Source organism: Thermocatellispora tengchongensis, from assembly GCF_014202315.1.
GTDB lineage: Bacteria > Actinomycetota > Actinomycetes > Streptosporangiales > Streptosporangiaceae > Thermocatellispora > Thermocatellispora tengchongensis.
Genome location: NZ_JACHGN010000038.1, coordinates 10,478 through 29,170, shown reverse-complemented (window position 1 = coordinate 29,170; position 18,693 = coordinate 10,478). Strand labels below are relative to the sequence as shown.

Annotated in this window: 12 protein-coding genes; 3 read left to right on the top strand and 9 right to left on the bottom strand. The window is 74.8% G+C overall.

Translation table 11 applies throughout. The features are described from left to right. Nucleotides 1-78: 78 nt before the first annotated feature. Together HNP84_RS48870 and HNP84_RS48865 are read right to left on the bottom strand one after the other, a co-directional pair. On the bottom strand, nt 79-1,098 hold the full coding sequence (locus HNP84_RS48870; protein ID WP_185056997.1) for an NAD-dependent epimerase/dehydratase family protein: 1,020 nt from the start codon (nt 1,096-1,098) through the stop codon (nt 79-81). 1,464 nt (nt 1,099-2,562) lie between these two features. After that, the gene (locus tag HNP84_RS48865; RefSeq protein ID WP_312927374.1) at nt 2,563-3,663 is read right to left on the bottom strand and encodes a LacI family DNA-binding transcriptional regulator; all 1,101 of its coding nucleotides are present in this window, start codon (nt 3,661-3,663) and stop codon (nt 2,563-2,565) included. 402 nt (nt 3,664-4,065) lie between these two features. On the opposite strand from HNP84_RS48865, the gene HNP84_RS48860 reads away from it, so the two are divergent. Together HNP84_RS48860 and HNP84_RS48855 are read left to right on the top strand one after the other, a co-directional pair. Further along, nucleotides 4,066-4,716, top strand: a complete 651-nt coding sequence (locus tag HNP84_RS48860) for an HAD-IA family hydrolase (protein WP_185056996.1) — start codon at nt 4,066-4,068, stop codon at nt 4,714-4,716. Beyond that, a complete protein-coding gene (locus HNP84_RS48855; RefSeq protein ID WP_185056995.1) occupies nt 4,713-5,516 on the top strand; it encodes an alpha/beta fold hydrolase in 804 nt (267 codons plus the stop codon). The genes HNP84_RS48860 and HNP84_RS48855 overlap by 4 nt, the downstream gene beginning before the upstream one ends. 3 nt (nt 5,517-5,519) lie before the next feature. Here the strand turns inward: HNP84_RS48855 and HNP84_RS48850 are convergent, their stop codons facing one another. After that, a complete protein-coding gene (locus tag HNP84_RS48850; protein WP_185056994.1) occupies nt 5,520-6,716 on the bottom strand; it encodes an acyl-CoA dehydrogenase family protein in 1,197 nt (398 codons plus the stop codon). Nucleotides 6,717-6,878: 162 nt separating this feature from the next. On the opposite strand from HNP84_RS48850, the gene HNP84_RS48845 reads away from it, so the two are divergent. After that, on the top strand, nt 6,879-7,700 hold the full coding sequence (locus tag HNP84_RS48845; RefSeq protein ID WP_185056993.1) for an N-acetylmuramoyl-L-alanine amidase: 822 nt from the start codon (nt 6,879-6,881) through the stop codon (nt 7,698-7,700). Here the strand turns inward: HNP84_RS48845 and HNP84_RS48840 are convergent. The 6 genes from HNP84_RS48840 to HNP84_RS56600 form a co-directional block, all read right to left on the bottom strand. Further along, the gene (locus HNP84_RS48840; RefSeq protein WP_312927383.1) at nt 7,682-7,885 is read right to left on the bottom strand and encodes a ferredoxin; all 204 of its coding nucleotides are present in this window, start codon (nt 7,883-7,885) and stop codon (nt 7,682-7,684) included. The genes HNP84_RS48845 and HNP84_RS48840 overlap by 19 nt on opposite strands. An 8-nt stretch (nt 7,886-7,893) precedes the next feature. Next, on the bottom strand, nt 7,894-9,090 hold the full coding sequence (locus tag HNP84_RS48835; RefSeq protein WP_312927370.1) for a cytochrome P450: 1,197 nt from the start codon (nt 9,088-9,090) through the stop codon (nt 7,894-7,896). A gap of 448 nt (nt 9,091-9,538) precedes the next feature. Further along, nucleotides 9,539-10,276 (bottom strand): thioesterase II family protein, encoded by a 738-nt coding sequence (locus tag HNP84_RS48830; RefSeq protein WP_185056992.1) that lies wholly within the window; start codon nt 10,274-10,276, stop codon nt 9,539-9,541. Next, nucleotides 10,273-12,789 carry a cytochrome P450 gene (locus HNP84_RS54525; RefSeq protein ID WP_246519597.1) on the bottom strand — a complete coding sequence of 839 codons (2,517 nt, stop codon included), beginning with the start codon at nt 12,787-12,789 and terminating at the stop codon, nt 10,273-10,275. Before HNP84_RS54525 ends, HNP84_RS48830 begins: the two co-directional genes overlap by 4 nt. Next, nucleotides 12,786-14,252: an FAD-dependent monooxygenase gene (locus tag HNP84_RS48815; protein ID WP_185056991.1), complete on the bottom strand. Its 1,467-nt coding sequence runs from the start codon at nt 14,250-14,252 to the stop codon at nt 12,786-12,788. The genes HNP84_RS54525 and HNP84_RS48815 overlap by 4 nt, the downstream gene beginning before the upstream one ends. Then, nucleotides 14,249-18,691 (bottom strand): type I polyketide synthase, encoded by a 4,443-nt coding sequence (locus HNP84_RS56600; protein ID WP_185056990.1) that lies wholly within the window; start codon nt 18,689-18,691, stop codon nt 14,249-14,251. The genes HNP84_RS48815 and HNP84_RS56600 overlap by 4 nt, the downstream gene beginning before the upstream one ends. Nucleotides 18,692-18,693 lie beyond the last annotated feature (2 nt).

Genomic DNA, 18,693 nt, shown 5'->3' with positions numbered 1-18,693 from the left:
CGATCGCACCGGGCGCGGGCCGGCCGCCCCGCCGAAGCGAGAGCCACGGCCACGCGGCGCACGCCGCGCCCGCGGCCGTCACCGGGCCGGCGGCGTCAGCGCCGCCCTGGCCCGGTGGTGCGCGGCGACCAGCCGGGCCAGCATCGCGTCGGCCTCGGGGTCGGGCCGGGTGTGCTCGGGGTGGGCGGCACGCCACTCGTGCAGCCCGCGCGCGCCCTGCGACCAGGTGACCACCGGCCGGAACTCCGGGACGTACCGCCTGATCTTGGTGGTGTCGAACACCGCGCTGTGCTGCAGGTCGCCCAGGATGAGCGGCGTCCAGAACCAGTCGGGGGCCACGACCGGTAGGAACTCCGACGGCAGGTGCAGCAGCCGCGCCGGCGTGCCGCACGCCCGCCCGGCGATGGTGTAGATCTCGTTCCAGGTGAGGACCTCCTCGGAGGTGATGTGGAAGTCCTCCCCCACCGCCTGCCAGTTGCCGATCAGCCCGGCCAGCCCCACCGCGAAGTCACGGGCGTGGGTCAGGGTCCACAGGCTCGTGCCGTCGCCGGGGACCACGATCTCCTCCCCGCGGGCCACGCGGTCCCAGGCGGTCCAGCCGCCGGGCAGCGGCGGGTGGGCGTCGTCGTAGGTGTGCGAGGGCCGCACGATCGTGACCGGGAAGCCCCGCTCGTCGTACGCCCGGCGCAACACGTCCTCAGCGGCGATCTTGCCCTGGGCGTAGGGCAGGCAGGGGTTGTGCCGCGCGGTGGACTCGGTGAACGGCGCCCGCAGCACCGGCTTGTGGTAGACCGCGGCGCTGCTGATGTGGACGTACTGCCCGGTGCGGCCCTCCAGCAGGTCCACGGCCCCGGCGGCGTCCTCGGCGCCGTAGCTGAGGAAGTCGACCACGCAGTCGTAGGCGGCGCCGCCGAGCGCGCGGCGCATCGACTCCGGATCGCGGACATCCCCCTCGACCACGGTGACGCCTTCGGGCAGGGGACGGAGGCCGGCGGTCCGGCGCCGGTTCAGGACGTGCACGTCCTGCCCGCGGCGCACCGACTCGGCCACGCAGGACGAGCTGATCGTGCCGGTGCCGCCGATGTAGAGAACCTTCACTGCGAGACTCCGAACCTGGTCGTGCGGGGATCGGGCGGATCAGCTACGTGACTTGCCTGCCCGCCCGCGCTCGAAACCGTTCCCCGCCGAGCGGCGCGTGCTCTCGATCGATCTGCACGAGGGGCAATGAGGGCTCCTTTGCGCGACAGCCTGGGCCGGTGGTGCGAGGTGGTGCGGGGTCCGCCGCCAGAAAACTTTCGAAAACTTGCCGAAACTTAGGTGACGCTCCCTCACGGTAGAGCGGCGAATCGACACCCGTCAAGAGGCACCGAACGCCCACGACCGCCACCCCACCGGCATCCTAGCCCGTCAGCGCGCCGCCACCTGCACCAAAGCGGCCCCCGATACTTTCAATGATCAGCCGAAACAGTGTAAGTTGCAGGCCGGAAGGCCCGCGAGCAGGCGATCCACACGCACCACATCACCCCTGGTCAGACGCTTGATCCGACAAACATCCCCAATGACCGGAGACCAGGAAGAGGCCGAGCCGAAACGCCTCCCACGCACCGGACAACTTTCGGGAAACTTTCCGACCCCCGCGACGGCAGCCACCGCCCGATCACCACCGCCGAGGCGGCCCAGCGCGATCCAGCCGACTCGCGCACGACAGGAGTGCGCAGGGTCGCCACCCGGCGCCGCGCCCCCCGCACCCCAAAGCGGCCAGCCGGGCGCTGGCTCGCGACCACCACCGCCGACGCTCACCCCCGACCGCCGCTGCCCGAGGCGGCTCCGGCGCGATCCAGCCGGCTCACGCGCACGACAGGGGCGCACGGGCTGTCGCCGCCGGCGCGGCGCCCCTACCGCAGCGCCCCATCGGAGAGCGGCCAGCCCGGTGACAGCCCGCGACCGCCACCGCCGGTGCTCGTGCCTGGCCGCCACTTCGTCGGGAACATCGCCGCCGTCGGCGGCTGGAACCCCGCCGCGACGGTCCCGCTGCCGTGACCCACCGCCCGACTGGCCGCTCTGCGGTGCAGGCGACGCGGTGCCGGGGTGGCGACCCCCGGCACCCCTGTCGCCCGAGTCGGCTGCATCGCCCCGTGGCCCAGGACTACCACCGCCCGTGCTCGCGCCCGGCCGCCACCGCCGAGGCGGCTCCGGCGTGATCCAGCCGACTCGCGCACGGCAGCACATGCGGCCTGGCCGTGGCGGGGTCCAGGGGTGATGGGGGCGTGCAGGGCGTGGGGGTGTGCGACAGGCACGCGCGGGGCCGCCACCGGCGCCACGGCACCACACCGGAGAGCGGCCAGTCCGGCGGTGACTCGCGACCATCACCGCCGATGTTCTCGGCGACCGCCACCGCCGGTGATCGCGTGCTGTCGCGGTCGCCGAGGCCGACGATCAGGTGCGGCGCGTCATCGGGGGCCGATGACGCGTGCGGCGCCGGGGGCCCGGCGAGCGGCCGGGTGGGATCGGCCCTCGGTCTTGTCCGCGTCCGGCGGGAGGGCGAGAGCGGCGCGGCTCTGGCTAGGAGCTTGCGAGCCCCGGCCGTGGCGGGCGGGGGCCGGGGGGTGCCGTGCTTTCGCGGACCACCAGCGTGGTGCTGAGCTCCAGGCGCAACGGCTGCTCGCCGGGGGTGTGCGCCGTCTCCAGGACATTGCGGACCGCGAGCGCGGCCATCTGGGCCAAGGGCTGGCGGATCGTGGTGAGCCTGGGGGTCATCCAGCGGCACATGTCCACGTCGTCGAAGCCGACCACGCTCAGATCGCCCGGGATGCGCAGGCCCCGGGCGTGCGCCTCCTCGTACACGCCGGCGGCCTGCTCGTCGCAGCCGGCGAAGACGGCCGTCGGCGGGTCGGGGAGGTCGAACAGCTCCGCGGCGGCGCGGCGCCCGCTCTCGGCGTGATGGTCGCCGTGGCGCACCAAGGTCTCATCGGGAGCGATGCCGGCCCGGCCCAGCGCCGCACGGTAGCCGTCAAGGCGCTCCAGGCTGCACTGGACGTCCATCGGGCCGGTGATCATGCCGATGCGGCGGTGCCCCAAACCGGTCAGGTGCTCGGTGGCCGCGAAACCGCCGGCCCAGTTCGTGGCCCCGATCGTGGGCACGTCGCGGTCGTAGCCGCCCACCTGGTCGATCACCACGAAGGGGACGTCGATCGAGCGCAGCCGCTCGGCGACGGCCTGGCCGGCCTTACCGGAGACCACCAGCACCACACCGTCGGTGGGACGCGAGGCCGACTGCAGCCACTCGCGGGGCCGCTCCTGGCCGTCATGGGTCGCCGTGAGCACCAGCCTGGCCCCCAGCCGGTACGCCTCCTGCTCCGCGCCGCGCAGCAACTCGCACGCCCACGCCGAGTCCAGCCCACCGATCATGAAGTCGACCAGGCCGGACCGCCCCGCCTCGGCACGGCTCCTGCGCTGGTAGCCCGTCGCGATCAACGCGTCCTCGACCCGGCGCCGGGTCTCGGGGCCGACCGCGTCGCGGCCGTTGAGCACCTTGCTGACGGTCGGCACCGAAACGCCCGCCGCCCGCGCGACCATCGCGATCGTCACCCGGTCATCGGCGGTGCGCCGCCCGGCTCCCGCCGTCCGGCCCCGGCCGCTCGCGCCCGCACGTTCGGTCGCCACGGCACCCCTTCACACACTGGCTCAGTTCTGCCGAAACTTTCTCCAAACCGTAGCATCGCCACACCGCCGATCCGCAGCCCTCACCGAAGCAGATCCCGGCCGTTTTCGGCCGCACCCGCCCCCGCGCACGCCGCGCCGCTCGCCCCACTCACGCCTCCGCATCGGGCCTACGCTGCGGCGACGCACGTCCGAGCACGTCCTGGGGCGGGGAAGACCGCGACTTTCCAGTGCGCGCTGCCCGAAAAATTGCGGAAATACTTTCGGGCCTGCCCCTGGCGCCATCCAGGACCTCGCGTTTCCCACTTCCGCGACGATCTTCCGAAAACTTGCGGCGCCCGCCCGCCTCCGCCGTGCCCCCACCGGCGCCGCACGGCCCGAGCGGCGTGCCGTAGCCTGGCGCGCATGCGATTCGACGTGGATGCCGTGCTGTTCGACATCGACGGGACCCTGGTCGACTCCACCGGGGTCGTGGCCCGCACCTGGCGCACCTGGGCCGAAGGACGCGGACTGGACGCCGAGGAGATCCTTCGGGTGTGCCACGGCCGGCGCACCGAGGACACCCTCGCGCTGTTCCTCCCCCGATCGGAATGGGCGCAGGCCGCCGCCGAGCTCGCGGAACTGGAACTGGCCGGCCTGGACGAGGTGGTCCCCCTGCCAGCCGCCGCCCGCCTGCTGCACGACCTGCCCGAGGACCGCTGGGCGGCCGTCACATCCGGCTCCGGCGCGCTGATGCGCGCCCGCCTGCAGACCGCTGGACTGCCCGTGCCGGAGGTCCTGGTCGCCGCCGAGGACGTCAGCGCCGGAAAACCCGACCCCGAAGGCTACCTCAAGGCCGCCGCCGCACTCGGCCACCCCGCCGAACGCTGCCTCGTCATCGAGGACGCCCCCGCCGGCATCGCCGCCGGACGGGCCGCCGGCGCGCACACCCTCGCCGTGGCCACCTCCCACCCGGCCGCCGAACTCACCACCGCCGACGCCGTCGTCCCCGACCTGACCGCCTGCGCCCTACAGGTCACCGCCGCCGGCCTGACGCTCACCATCACCCGGCCATGACCGCCACCCCCACCGAAAAGTACGCCCGCATACGCGGACGCCGGCTCGCCTACCTGGACTTCGGCGGCGACGGCACCCCCATCCTGGCCCTGCACGGCCACTTCGGCCGCGCCCGGATGTTCGCCCCCCTCGCCGCCGCACTCGCCCCCGGCTGCCGCGTGATCGCCCTGGAACAACGCGGACACGGGCACAGCGACTCCGACGGCGACTTCAGCCGCGACGCCTACATCGCCGACGCCGCCGCGTTCGCCCACCACCTCGGCCTGGGCCCGATCACCGTCCTGGGCCACTCGATGGGCGGCGTCACCGCCTTCCAGCTCGCCGCCCGCCACCCCGGCCTGGTGCGCGCCCTCATCGTGGAAGAGGGCGGCGCCGTGAACCAGCCCCCCGAGGTGGCCCACCCGGTCCTGGACGTACGCGGCTGGCCCCGCCGCGCCACCACCCTGGCCGAACTGCGCCGCCAGGTCGAAGCCCACGGCATCCCCGACGCCGGCTACTTCCTGGAAAGCGCGGTGGAACACCCCGACGGGTGGGGCTTCCTGTTCGACCACGACGACATGATGGCCTCACAGCAGGCGCTGGTCGGCGACTGGTGGGCCGACTGGCTCGGCTCCTCCTGCCCCGCCCTGCTCGTGCACGGCCTGGACAGCTTCGTCCTGCCCACCGCCCTCGCCCGGCAGATGGCCGCACGCCGCCCCGGCACCACCCTGCGCGAGTTCCCCGGCCGCGGCCACTGGGTGCGCGACGAGGACCCCGCCGGCTTCGCCGCCGCCGTCCGCGACTTCCTCACCGGCCTGTGACCCTCACGACGGGATGGCCAGATCCAGGATGTGCCACACATGGCCGGGAGCCAGACCCGCGAGCTCCCGGCCGCACTCGGCCAGCACCCGCGGCCCGGAGGTGATGTGCTGGGTACCGGTGTGCACGTCCCGGAACAGACGCTGCACCGGGCCGTCACGCAGCGCCGAGGTGCCACAGGAGGCATAGACGAAATCCGCGACGCCGGCCAAGGTCCACGTGATGTGGTTCAGGGCCAGCCGGATCAGCGTCTCCTGACGCACCGACAACGCCTCACCGGCGTCCAGCGTACGCTCGGCATCGCCCCACGCCTCACGCACCAGCGCCTCCGCCGCACGGAACCCCGCCTCGGCACGGGCATACCCCGTGTGGAAGGCGTCACTGCCGGCGAGCTGCCCGGCCCGACCCGCCCGCGCCCGCGCATGCGCGCCCAGCTCATCCAGCAGACGACGGCCCACACCGACCGCCCACCCCGAATGGCACACCAGCGCCTGGTCCAGCACCCCCAGCCGGTACAACGCACCACCACGCAGCGGCATGTCACAGGTCACCACATGCGTGTACGCCTCCGGCACGAACGCGCCGTCGATCGCGTAATCCACGCTGCCGGTCGCACGCAGCCCCAGCACGTCCCAGTTGCCCAGCAGCTTCACATCCTCCATCGGCGTGATGAAGATCCGGCCCTCCCCGGTGTCCTCGACCACACCCAGACTGTGCGCGTAGGAAGAGTGCAGAATGCCGGAACCGAAACTCCACCGGCCGCTCAACCGGTAGCCGCCGTCCTCACGCACCGCCGTCCCCGCCCGGGTGCCCTGCCCCGCGATCAACGGCAGACGCCCGCCACCACCGAAGATCTCCCGCACCGCCTCCTCCCCCAGGTACGCCCCCGCCGTCCCCGTCACCATCGCGGTCGCCATCACCACCCACCCCGTGGAGGGATCGGCGTACGACACCGCGGCCAGGACATCGATCAGCTCACCCGGCGACAGCTCCGCCCCGCCGAGCGGAGCCGGCAGCCACATACCGAAGATCCCCGCATCATGCAGCGCCTCCACGACGCCATCGGTGAGCCGGCCCCTCTCCTCCGCGGCCCGCGCCTCCCCCGCGATCACTTCCTCCAGCGCCCGCGCCCGTGCCACCAGTTCCGCCGCCCCGCCGCCGGTGTGCAGCCGCAGCGTCTTGCCCGTCGTCGCATCGCTCATCGTGGGGCTCCCTGCCCGTGTGCGTCGGCGTCAGATCCCCATCATCACCGAGGAATCCCGCCCTGAGGAGACCAACTCCCGCACCGATCCGCCCCGCGACACGAACCCGCAGGTCACACCGGGTACGGAGACCGAACGCGAGAGCCGGGTAGCGTACGGGACATGTCCGCCCGACACGCCGGCCCGGTGCTCCTCGCCGCCGCGGCGGCACTGTCCGCCACCGGATGCGGCCCAGACCGCTCCGCCGCCCGCGACGCCGCGACCCCACCCCCGCCCGTGTCATCACCGGTATCATCGGCGACCTCATCGACGCCGTCACCGGCACTGGCCGGCAAAGTGGTGGTGCTCGACCCCGGCCACAACGGCGGCAACGCCGCACACCCCGAAGAGATCAACCGCCAGGTGGACGTCATCACCGGCCGCAAACCGTGCAACACCACCGGCACCCGCACCCCCGCCGGCTACCCCGAACACGCCTTCACCTGGGACGTCGCCCGCCGCATGCGCCCCCTGCTACGCCAGGCCGGAGCCACCGTCGTGCTCACCCGGCCCGACGACACCGGCGTCGGCCCCTGCATCACCGAACGCGCCGCCATCGGCAACCGCGCCCGCGCCGACGCCGTCCTGTCGATCCACGCCGACGGCGCCACCCCCGGCGGCCACGGCTTCCACGTCATCCTGCCCGGCCCCATCCCCGGCCACAACGAGGCCATCACCACCCCCTCCCGCCGCCTCGGCCTCGCCATCCGCGCCGCCTACCGCCACGGCACCGGCATGCCCTACGCCACCTACACCGGCCACAACGGACTCAACACCCGCACCGACCTGGGCGGACTCAACCTGTCCACCCGCCCGGCCGTCTTCATCGAATGCGGCAACATGAACAACCCCGGCGACGCACGCAAACTGTCCGACCCCGCCTTCCGCCAGCGCATCGCCACATCGCTCACCGCCGGCCTCACCACCTACCTCACCGGCGGCTGATCCCCCTCCAGCGACAACGCCCCCGACGGACACGCCGCCACCGCCCGACCCACCGCCTCGGCACGCCCCGCCCCGGGCTCGGGCATCAACACCACCACCACGCCCTCATCGTCCTGGTCGAAAACCTCCTCCGCCGTCAGCACACACATCCCCGCCCCGATGCACACATCACGATCCGCGCGCACCCTCAACGTCACCACGCCACCTCCAGCGAATTCAGGCCGTACACGATGTGGAAGGAACGGAACTCCGGCGCCCGGCCCGTCTCACGCAACCCCGGAAAACGCTCCAGCAACGCCGGGAAGGCGATGCGCAACTCCATCCGCGCCAACGGCGCACCCAGACAGTGATGCACCCCATGACCGAAAGCGACATGCCCCAGACCGCCACGCGTGATGTCCAGCCGATCCGGATCGGGCACAAGACCAGGATCACGGTTGGCCGCCGGCAGCACGCACACCACCGCCTCCCCCTCCGGGATACGCACACCCGCGATCTCCACATCCGTCGTCGTAACCTTGAATGCTCCCGAGTGCACGATGCTCAGCCACCGCAGCAACTCCTCCACCGCGGCCTCGATCCGCTCCGGCTCCTTGCGCAGCAACGCCATCTGCACCGGATGACGCAGCAACGCCAACGTCCCCAAAGCCAGCATGTTCGCCGTCGTCTCATGCCCGGCCAGCAACAACAGCGACCCGATCCCCGCCAGCTCGTCCGCGCTCAGGTCATCGCCATGCTCCCGCACCAGCATGCCCAGCAGATCATCACCCGGATCGGCCGCCGCACGCGCCACCAGCCCCGCCATGTACTCCCGCGACTCCCGCTGCGCCTGCGTCCGCTCCTGAAACGACAACGACAGATCCAGCATCCTGGACGTACGCCGCTGGAAGTCACCACGATCGGTGTGCGGCACTCCCAGCAGCTCACAGATCACCAGCGACGGAACCGGCAACGCGAACGCCGACACCAGATCCGCCGGAGGACCACCACGCTCCATGGCGTCCAGATGATCGGCGACGATCCGCCGCACCCGCGGCTCCAGCGCCCGCATACGCCGGACCGTGAACTCCGGCGTCAGCATCCGCCGCAACCGGGTGTGCTCCGGCGGGTCGCACGCGAGCATGTTCCCCGCCCGCAACCGCGCCAGCTCCTCCTCGGTGTACCCCTCCATCCCCGGCACCCGCACCGCACGATGCAGCACGTTGCTGAAGCGCTCCGAATCGCCGAGCACCTCCCGCACATCGGCGAACCGCGTCACCAGCCAGGCCTCCAGCCCCAGCGGCGTGGTCACCCGCCTGACGCCCTCGCCCTCACGCAGCGCCGACAGCTCAGGAACCGGGTCGAACCCATCACGCCGCATATGCAGCGGCAGCACCGGAGCCTCGCTCACCGGGCACACCTCCGTTGACTCGCGCCCAAACCAGCCGACGACTTCGACAGTAAACTCCCGTCGCGCCGGCCACACCACACCGACACGGCCACACTGCCGAAACCCCCATCGTGCCCGTTGTCCTTGGCATGACACAGGCGGGCGCCTTTACAAAGTAGATCAGCAGGCTGACATCGCATTCCGAGAGGGTCACGGCGGCGTCCCTCATCGCCGGCGGAGCCGCTGGAGCGCTACGCCGCCCCGGGCGACTCCTGCCCCCGTCTCCCTCGCCTCTGCCTCGTCTGCTTCGACGCCTGCGGCCTGACCGCACCGCCCTGATCAAGGGCCCGAGGTAGTCGGCACGGGGCCTGTGTGGCGGTTCGGTGACGAAGGCGCGACCACCTTCAGCTACCGGCCTCCCGTGCCGGCCCGGAGCACAGGCCGGCACGGGACGCACGGGTCGCACGGGTCAGGTCAGGCGGGCGGCGACGATCTTGGCCACCTCCTCTCGGCGCTCGCCGAGGTAGAAGTGGCCGCCGGGGAAGCGGAGCAGCTCGAAGGGGCCCGTGGTGTACCCGGCCCAGGCGCGGGCGTCGTCCTCGGCCACGCGCGGGTCGTCGTCGCCCACCATGGCGGTGACCGGGCAGGCGAGCACGTCGCCCGGCCGCCACTCGTAGGCGTCGATGGCCCGGTAGTCCGCCCGCAGCGCCGGCAGGATCATCTCCACCACGTCCGGGTCGTCGAGGATGCGGGCGTCGGTCCCGCTCAGCCCGCGCAGCTCGGCGAGCAGGGCCGCGTCGTCGTTCCCGTCCGGCAGGTCGTCGCGGCGCCGGCCGGGCGCGGGGCGGCCGGAGGCGAACAGCCGGCTCACCTGGACGCCCTCCCGCTCCAGCCGCAGCGCCACCTCGAAGGCCACGCTCGCGCCCATGCTGTGCCCGAACAGCGCGTACGGTCCCGCGTCCGGCTCGGCCGCCAGCACCTCGGCGATGCCGCCGGCCAGCTCCCGGATGTCCTGGACGGCCGGCTCGGCGCGCCGGTCCTGGCGGCCCGGGTACTGCACGGCGAGCACGTCCAGCGCGGGCACCAGCAGCCCGGACAGGCCGTGGAAGTAGCTGGCCGAACCGCCCGCGTGCGGGAACAGCACCAGCCGCGGCCCGTCGCCGGCGTGGAAGCGGCGCAGCCAGAGGCCGGGGTCCGCGGCGCTCACCCGGCCCGCCCGCGCACGGTGACGGGCAGGGAGGCCAGCCCGCGGATGACCATGCCCTCGGTGTGCCGGGGACCGGGCTCGGCGATCTCCAGGTCCAGCGGGATCAGCTCGGTCAGCGCCGCCTGCACCGCGAGCCGGGCCAGCGGGGCGCCCAGGCAGAAGTGGATGCCGTGCCCGAAGCCGAGGTTGCGCCCGCCGGACTGCCGGGCCAGGTCGAGCCGGTCGGGCTCGTCGTACACGGCCGGGTCGCGGTTGGCCGCGCCGAGGATCAGCAGCAGCGACTCCCCCGCGCGTACCGGGACGCCGCCGATCTCGGTGTCGGCGAGCACCACGCGCGAGATCACCTGGGCCGGGGCGTCGTAGCGCAGCAGCTCCTCCACCGCGCCCCCGAGCCGGTCGGGGTTGGCGCGCAGCCAGGCGAGCTGACCGGGCTCGCGCAGCAGCGCGAGCACGCCGTTGCCGATCAGGTGCACGGTCAGCGCGTACCCCGCCGAGACGAGGAGGGTGCAGGTGGTGACCAGCTCGGTCTCGGTGAGCCGGTCGCCCTCCTGCTCGGCGGCGACGAGCGCGCTCATGAGGTCCTCGGCGGGCTCGGCCCGGCGCCGCGCGGCCAGCTCGGCGAAGTACTGGTTGAACTGCTCGCGCGCGCCCTGGCGCTGGGCGACCTGCTCCCTGGTCAGCACGAAGTCGGGGTCCAGGCCCCGGCCGATGGCCGCCGACCAGGCGCGGAAGCGGTCCAGGTTGTCCTCCGGCACGCCCATCAGCTCGCCCAGCAGCAGCGCGGGCAGCGGGTGGGCGACGGCGTCCATCAGGTCGAAGGAGGTTCCGGCGGCGGCCAGCAGCCGGGAGGTGATCTCGGCCGCGCGGGGGCGCAGCCGCTCGATGGCGCGCGCGGTGAACGCCTTGCTCACCAGGGAGCGGATGCGGGTGTGGTCCGGCGGGTCCATGAAGATGAACTGCCGCACCGGCCTGCCCTCGGGGTCGCGGCCGAAGTGCTCGGCCACCGACTGCCCGTCGCCCCAGCCGATCAGCGGGTCGCGCAGCGCGGCCGACACCTCGCGGTGCCCGGTGACCACGACGGTGCCGCCGGGGGTGCGGGTGACCGGCCCGGCCTCGGCGATCTTCCGGTACACGGGGTACGGGTCGGCGCGGAAGGCCGGGTCGAACGGGTTGAACGGCAGGAGCTGGGTGATGACGTACAGGCCCGGGTTGGCCGGGAGGGCCGAGGGCGGCTCCTCGGGCCGGGCGGGCGCGGGGACCGGGGTGGCGTCGGCGTAGGTCATCGGCAGGTTAAGGATGACGGTGTGCTTGTTGCTGCGCGCCCACCGCACCGGCCCGGCCGGGCGCAGCTCGCCGACCCGGTCCAGCAGCGCCTCCAGCACCAGCCGCAGCTCCAGGCGGCCCATCCGCTCGCCCATGCAGCCGTGCGCGCCGAAGCCGAAGGCGAGGTGCGGGTTGGGGTCGCGGCGGATGTCGAAGACGTCCGGGTCGGCGAAGACGCTCTCGTCGCGATTGGCCGAGGCCCACCAGAAGGTGACCTTCTCCCCCGCCCTGATCAGCGTGCCGCCCAGCTCCACGTCCCGGGTGGCGGTGCGCCGGTTGTAGGGGGTCGGCGAGGACCAGCGCAGCATCTCCTCGACCGCGCCGGGGACCAGCGAGCGGTCCTCGCGCAGCGCCTTCCACTGCTCGGGGTGCTCGGCCAGGGCCAGCAGGCCGTGCGCGATGGCGTTGCGCGGCGGTTCGGAGCCCGCGCCGAGGATCAGGTTGAAGAACACCTCCCGCTCGTACGCCGACATCGGCCGCTCGCCGTCGGGCAGTTCGGCCCGCGCGACCAGGGAGAGCAGGTCGCGGCCGGGGTCGGCGGCCCGCGCCTTGAGCGCGCCGGTGCCGTACTGGTACAGCGCCACGCGCGCCATCTGCGACCGCTCGGTGTCCACGCCCGCCTCGCGGTCGTCGAAGCCCATGCTGACGTCGGCCCAGGCGCGCAGCGGCGGCCAGTCGCGCCGGGGGACGCCGAGCAGCAGCAGCGCGGCCGTGATCGCGAACGGCCCGGCGACGTCCACCATCAGGTCGCCCTCGCCGCCCTCGACCGCCCGCGCCACCAGGTCCTCGGCGATGGCGCGCAGCTCGGGTTCCATCGCGGCCAGCGCCGCGGCGTCCACCGACGGGCTCACGGCGTCGCGGATCGCCTGGTGGCGGGGGTCGTCCATCATGTTCAGCATGGTCCCGGCGTGCACGCCGGGGGCCAGGTCGTCGATGTGGGTGCCGCCGCCCACGCGCCCGCCGCCGCCCTGGGAGGAGAAGGCCGGGTCGGCCGCGGCGGCCTTGATGTCCTCGTAGCGGCTGAGCACCCAGAAGCCCTCGCCGTCGGCCGTGCTGGCCGCCGGGTGGAAGAACACCGGCGCCTCCCGGCGCAGCCGGGCGAAGACGTGGTGCGGGAACCCGTCGGCGAAGCGGCTCTGGTCGGACAGGTCGAAGCCGTCCAGTACGGGGGGAAGCTGCGGTTCGGTCATGAGTGTTCCTTCGTGCTCTGCGGTGCGAGGTGTTCCAGGGCGGTGGCGACGGGCCCCAGGTCGGCGGGGCGCCCGGCGGCGGCCACGTAGCCGTCGGGGCGCAGCAGCACGAACCCCTCGCCTCCGCCGTCCCGGTGCCGGTGGAGGAGCAGGTCGTGCAGGCGCCCGGCGAGCGCGGTCCCCTGCTCGTCCGCGGCGCCGCCCCGCGTGCCGGCGGTGACGAGCTGGAACCGGTCGTCGTCGGGCTCCAGGGTCCAGCGGGGCGAGCGGGCGCCGGGCCGGGGCAGGCCGCGCGGGACCCTGCCCGGGGCGGGGATCAGCGCGTCCGGGTAGCGGATCAGCCAGCCGGACAGCAGCGGCGGGAGCCTGCGGCCCAGCGCGCCGGAGCGGTGGCCCAGGGTCATCAGCGCGTTGCGCACCCGGTTGGCGAACGGGCTGAGCACGGCCTGTCGGGCCATGCGTCCGGTGGCCTGCACGGTCTGCTCGGCGGCGGCGCGCCGCTCGGGGTCGTAGCTGTCCAGCACGCGCGGGGCGTACCGGCCGTTGATCACCCCGGCCAGCTTCCAGGCCAGGTTGCGGGCGTCGCCGAAGCCCAGGTTGAGGCCCTGCCCGCCGACCACGGAGTGCACGTGCGCCGCGTCGCCGACCAGGAAGCAGCGGCCCGAGCGCAGCGGGGAGGCGATGCGCTCGTGGCTGGTGAAGGTGGTGTTCATGGTCAGGCCGGTGATGCGGAGCCCGCCGGGGCCGCGCTCGTCCAGGAGGCGCTGCGCGGTCCCCTCGTCGATCGCGGCGCCGTCGGGCAGGGCGCCGGAGACGCGCACCCGGCCGCCGGGCAGCGGGGCCACCAGGACCACGCCGGTGCGGCCGAGGTAGTAGTTGACCGCCTCGGCGTCGTAGTCGCCCTCCAGGTGGCCCTCGGCGAGCAGGAAGGTGATCGGCAGCGGCGCGCCGGTGAACGCGGAGCCGATCTTGTCGCGGACCGTGCTGCGGAAGCCGTCGGCCCCGACCAGCCACTCGGCCTCCAGCGTGACCACCTCGCCGCCGGCGCGGCGCGCGGTGACGGTCACCTTGGCGGCGTCCTGCTCCAGGCCGGTCACCTCCAGGCCGCGCATGACCTCGCCGCCGAGGCGGCGCAGCTCGTCGTGGAGCAGCTCGACGGTGTCCTCCTGCGGGAGGATCAGCGGGGACATCATCGGCGCCAGCGGCAGCCGCAGCGGGCCGGAGCCGACGTGGTAGCTGAGCGCCTTGATCCGCACGCCGCGCTTGGCGGCCTCCTCCAGGATGCCGATGTCGCGGTAGATCTCCAGCGACGGCGGCCACAGCAGGATCGCCCGCGAGCCCGCGCCCGGCTCCTCGGCGGCGTCCAGGATGTCGGCCTCCACGCCGCGGCGCCGCAGCTCGCAGGCCGTCATCAGCCCGCAAGGGCCGGCGCCCACGATCAGGACCTTGCTCCGGTGGTTCATCGTTGTGGCTCCTTCGGTGCCTCTCCCAGGTGCCGGGCGAGCTGGCGGGGGGTGGGATGGTCGAACGCGACGGTGGCCGGGAGGCGGCGGCCGGTGGCGCGGCCGAGCCGGTTGCGCAGCTCCACGGCGGTGAGGGAGTCGAAGCCGGCGTCGGTGAAGCGCCGGTCGGGGTGGATCTCGGTGGCGGCCCGGTGGCCGAGCACGGCGGCGGCGTGGCCGCGTACCAGGCCGAGCAGGTCCCCGGGCGCGCTCGACGGCCGCTCCGGCCCGGCGGGCTCCTCCCCGCCGGACGGGCGGGCCTCGGGCAGGTCGGCGATCAGGGGGCGCTCGCGCTCGCCGGCGTAGGCGGGGGCGAAGCGGCCCCAGTCGAGATCGGCGACGACCACCGCGCCCGCGTCGCCGTGCAGGTCGCGCCGGAGCGCGTCCAGGGCCCGCGCGGGCGGCAGCGCGCCCACCCCGCGCGCGGCAAGCCGCCCTCCCCGGGCCGGCTCGCCGGGCCGGGCCTCCTCCTCGGCCCACGGCCCCCACGCCACCGACAGGGCGGGCAGGCCGAGGCCGCGGCGGTGGGCGGCGAGCGCGTCCAGCTCGGCGCCCGCGGCGGCGTACGCGGCCTGGCCGACGCCGCCGAACGTCGCCGCGATCGAGGAGAACAGCACGAACGCGGCCGGCACCACGCCCGCCGCGAGCGTCGCCTCGTGCAGCGCGCGGGCCGCGCCGGCGTTGCCGATCAGCACGCGCTCCAGCCGGTCGAGGGTGAGCCCGTCCAGGGTGCTCTCCTCCAGGTGGTCGGCGGCGTGCACGACGGTCGCGGGCCGGTGCTCGGCCAGCAGCGCGGCCAGGGCGTCCCGGTCGCCCGGATCGGCCACCGCGACCGTGATCCCCTCGCCGGGCGAGGGGACCGGCTCGGGGGCGGCCAGCACGACGTGCTCGGCGCCGTTGCGGGCCAGCCAGCGCGCGAGCCGCGCCCCGTACGGCTCGGGCCCGCCGGTGACCAGCACGGTGCCGGCCGGGCTCCAGGTCGGGGCCAGGTCGGCGGCGCGGACCAGGCGGGCGGCGAGCAGGCCCCCGGCGCGTACGGCCACCTGGTCTTCGGCACCGTCTTCGGCACTGTCCTCGGCACTGTCCTCGGCACCGTCTTCGGCACTGTCTTCGGCACCGCTCTCTTCCCCGCCGTGTGACGCGGCCAGCGCGCGGGCCAGGTTCTCCCGCGCGGACGCGTCGAGCCGGCCGGGCAGGTCGATCAGGCCGCCCCACTCCTGCGGGCGCTCCAGGGCCAGGCTGCGGCCCAGGCCCCAGATCCGGGCGCGGGCGGGCTCGGGCACCGGGTCGGCCGGTGCGGCGGCGACGGCCTGCCGGGTGGCCAGCCACAGCGGGCCGCGCGCGGTGCGGGCCAGGTCGAGCGTGGCGGCCAGCCCCCGGGTGAGCCCGGGGTGCCGCGGGTGCGGGGACTCGTCGAGCGCCAGCAGCGACAGCACGCCCGCGTACGCGCCCTCGCCCGGCGCGGAGCGGGTCTCCACCTTGGCGCCGTGCGCGGTGAGGGCGGCCACGACGTCGGCGACCAGCTCGTCGCGCTCGTGGCCCTCGGGCACGAGCACCTGCCAGGTGCCGGACAGCTCCGGGGCCGTCCGCGTACCGGCCACCGGCCGCCACATCACGCGGTACCGCAAGGACCCGGAGTCCCCGGTGCGGCGCGGGACGGCCCAGAACCGGCGCGGCCGGAACGGGTAGGTGGGCAGGTCGAGCGGGCGGGCCGGGGCGAGCACCGACCGCCAGGCGACCGGGGCGCCGTGCGCGTACGCCTCGGCCAGCGCGCCCAGGAACCTCCCGGCGCCGGCCGCGTCGCGGCGCAGCGTGGCGACCACGGCGGCGGGCGACCCGGCGTCCTCGGCGGTCTCGGCCACGCCGGCGGCGAGGACCGGGTGCGGGCCGGGCTCCACGAACAGGGTGTGGCCGTCGGCGAGCAGGGCCCGCACCGCGTCGGCGAAGCGGACCCGCTCGCGCAGGTTGCGTCCCCAGTAGGCGCCGTCCAGCTCGCGCCCGTCCAGCGGGCCCCCGGTGACGGAGGAGTAGAACGGGATGCGGGCGGGCGCGGGGGTGAGATCGGCCAGCGCCGCGGCCAGCTCGGCGCGCACCGGCTCCACGTACGCGGAGTGGGCGGCGTACCCGGCCTGGACCCGCCGGGCCCGCACCCCGGCGGCCTCGCACTCGGCCAGCACCTCCTCAAGCGCCGCGTGCTCGCCCGCGACGGTGGTGTAGGAGGGCCCGGTCTCGGCGGCCACCGTCACCCGGTCGCCGAAGCGCCGCTCGGCCTCCTGCGCCGGCAGGGACACCGCCACCAGCCCGCCCCGGCCCCGGGCGGCGGCCAGCAGCCGGCTGCGCAGCGCGACGACGCGCGCCCCGTCGTCCAGGGACAGCGCGCCGGCCACGGTGGCGGCGGCGATCTCGCCCTGCGAGTGCCCGGCCACCGCCTCCGGCACCACCCCGGCCTCCCGCCACAGGCGGGACAGCGCGACCATCATCGCCCACAGGACGGGCTGGGCCACCTCGTCCCGGTCCAGGCCGGGGGCGCCGGGTTCGCCGCGGAGGACGTCGGCGAGCGACCAGTCCACGTACGGGGCGAGGGCGGCGGCGCACCGCTCGATCTCCTCGGCGAACGCGGCGGAGGAGCGCAGCAGCTCCGCGCCCATGCCCGGCCACTGCCCGCCCTGCCCGGAGAAGACGAAGGCGACCTGCGCCCCGCCCGGCGGCGCGGCGCCGCGCACCAGGTTCGCCGCCGCCCCGTCCGCCGCCAGCGCCTCCAGCCCCTTGGCGAAGTCGGCGGCCTCCTGCCCGAGCACCACCGCCCGGTGCTCCAGCGCCGCCCTGGTGGTGGCCAGCGACCAGGCCACCCGCCGCACGTCGTGTTCCGCGGCGTACGGGCGCAGCCGGGCCGCCTGCGCCCGCAGCGCCTCCTCCGACCGCGCCGACACCACCCACGGCACCAGGGAGGTCGTGACGACCGGTGCCGGTGCCGGGACCTCGTGCACGTCGTCCGGCTGAGGGGCGGCCTCCAGGATCACGTGGGCGTTGGTGCCGCTCACGCCGAAGGCGGACACTCCGGCGCGGCGGGGCTCGCCGGTGTCGGGCCATGGACGCGGCTCGGTGAGCAGCGAGACCCGGCCGGAGGACCAGTCGACGCGCGGGGTGGGCTCGTCCACGTGCAGGGTGCGCGGCAGGACGCCGTGCCGCATGGCCTGGATCATCTTGATCACGCCCGCCACGCCGGCCGCGGCGGCGGAGTGGCCGATGTTGGACTTGATCGAGCCGAGCCACAGCGGCCGGTCCCGTTCGCGCCCGTAGGTCGCGAGCAGGGCGCGCGCCTCGATGGGGTCGCCCAGCGGGGTGGCGGTGCCGTGGGCCTCGACCGCGTCCACCTGGGAGGGCGACAGGGCGGCGGCGGCCAGCGCGGCGCGGATCACGCGCTCCTGGGCCGGTCCGCTGGGGGCGGTCAGGCCGTTGGACGCGCCGTCCTGGTTGACCGCCGTGCCCCGGACCAGGGCCAGCACCTCGTGGCCGTTGCGGCGGGCGTCGGAGAGGCGTTCCAGCAGGAGCAGCCCGACGCCCTCGGACCAGCCGGTGCCGTCGGCCGCGGCGGCGAAGGAGCGGCAGCGCCCGTCGGGCGACAGGCCGCGCTGCCTGCTGAACTCCACGAACCCGGCGGGCGTGGCCAGCACGGTGACGCCCCCGGCCACCGCCAGGTCGCACTCCCGCCCGCGCAGCGCCTGCACGGCGAGGTGCAGCGCGACCAGCGAGGAGGAGCAGGCGGTGTCCACGGTGATCGCGGGCCCCTCCCACCCCATCGTGTACGCCAGCCGCCCCGACAGGACGCTCGCCGCGACGCCGGTCAGCAGGAAGCCCTCCAGCTCTTCGGGCGCCGGGTCCAGCAGCGCGGCGTAGTCCTGGTTGCCGGTGCCGACGAACACGCCCGTGGGGGTGCCGCGCAGCGACTCCGGGTCGAGGCGGGCGCGCTCCAGCAGCTCCCAGGAGACCTCCAGGAGCAGGCGCTGCTGCGGGTCCATGGCCAGCGCCTCGCGCGGGGAGATGCCGAAGAAGGCGGCGTCGAAGTCGCCCGCCCCCTCCAGGAACCCGCCCCGGGTGACGTAGGTGGTGCCGGGGTGGCCGGGGTCGGGGTGGTGCAGCGCGTCGAGGTCCCAGCCGCGGTCGGCGGGGAAGGGGCCGATGGCGTCCACCTCGCGGGCCACGAGGTCCCACAGGTCCTCCGGCGAGCGCACGCCGCCGGGGTAGCGGCAGCTCGCGGCGACGACGGCGATCGGCTCGCGGTGGCGTTCCCCGGCCTCGCGCAGCCTGCGGCGGGTCTCGTGCAACTCCAGCGTGGCGCGCCGGAGGTAGTCGCGCAGCTTGTCCTCGGTGGAGGGCGTCTGCGGGGCGTCAGCGGTCACCG

What these genes read in the sequence shown, in the direction of transcription:
- HNP84_RS48860 (WP_185056996.1), top strand. Translation starts at nt 4,066, where the DNA reads ATGCGATTCGACGTGGATGCCGTGCTGTTCGACATCGACGGGACCCTG.
- HNP84_RS48855 (WP_185056995.1), top strand. Translation starts at nt 4,713, where the DNA reads ATGACCGCCACCCCCACCGAAAAGTACGCCCGCATACGCGGACGCCGG.
- HNP84_RS48850 (WP_185056994.1), bottom strand. Translation starts at nt 6,716, where the DNA reads ATGAGCGATGCGACGACGGGCAAGACGCTGCGGCTGCACACCGGCGGC.
- HNP84_RS48845 (WP_185056993.1), top strand. Translation starts at nt 6,879, where the DNA reads ATGTCCGCCCGACACGCCGGCCCGGTGCTCCTCGCCGCCGCGGCGGCA.
- HNP84_RS54525 (WP_246519597.1), bottom strand. Translation starts at nt 12,789, where the DNA reads ATGACCGAACCGCAGCTTCCCCCCGTACTGGACGGCTTCGACCTGTCC.
- HNP84_RS48815 (WP_185056991.1), bottom strand. Translation starts at nt 14,252, where the DNA reads ATGAACCACCGGAGCAAGGTCCTGATCGTGGGCGCCGGCCCTTGCGGG.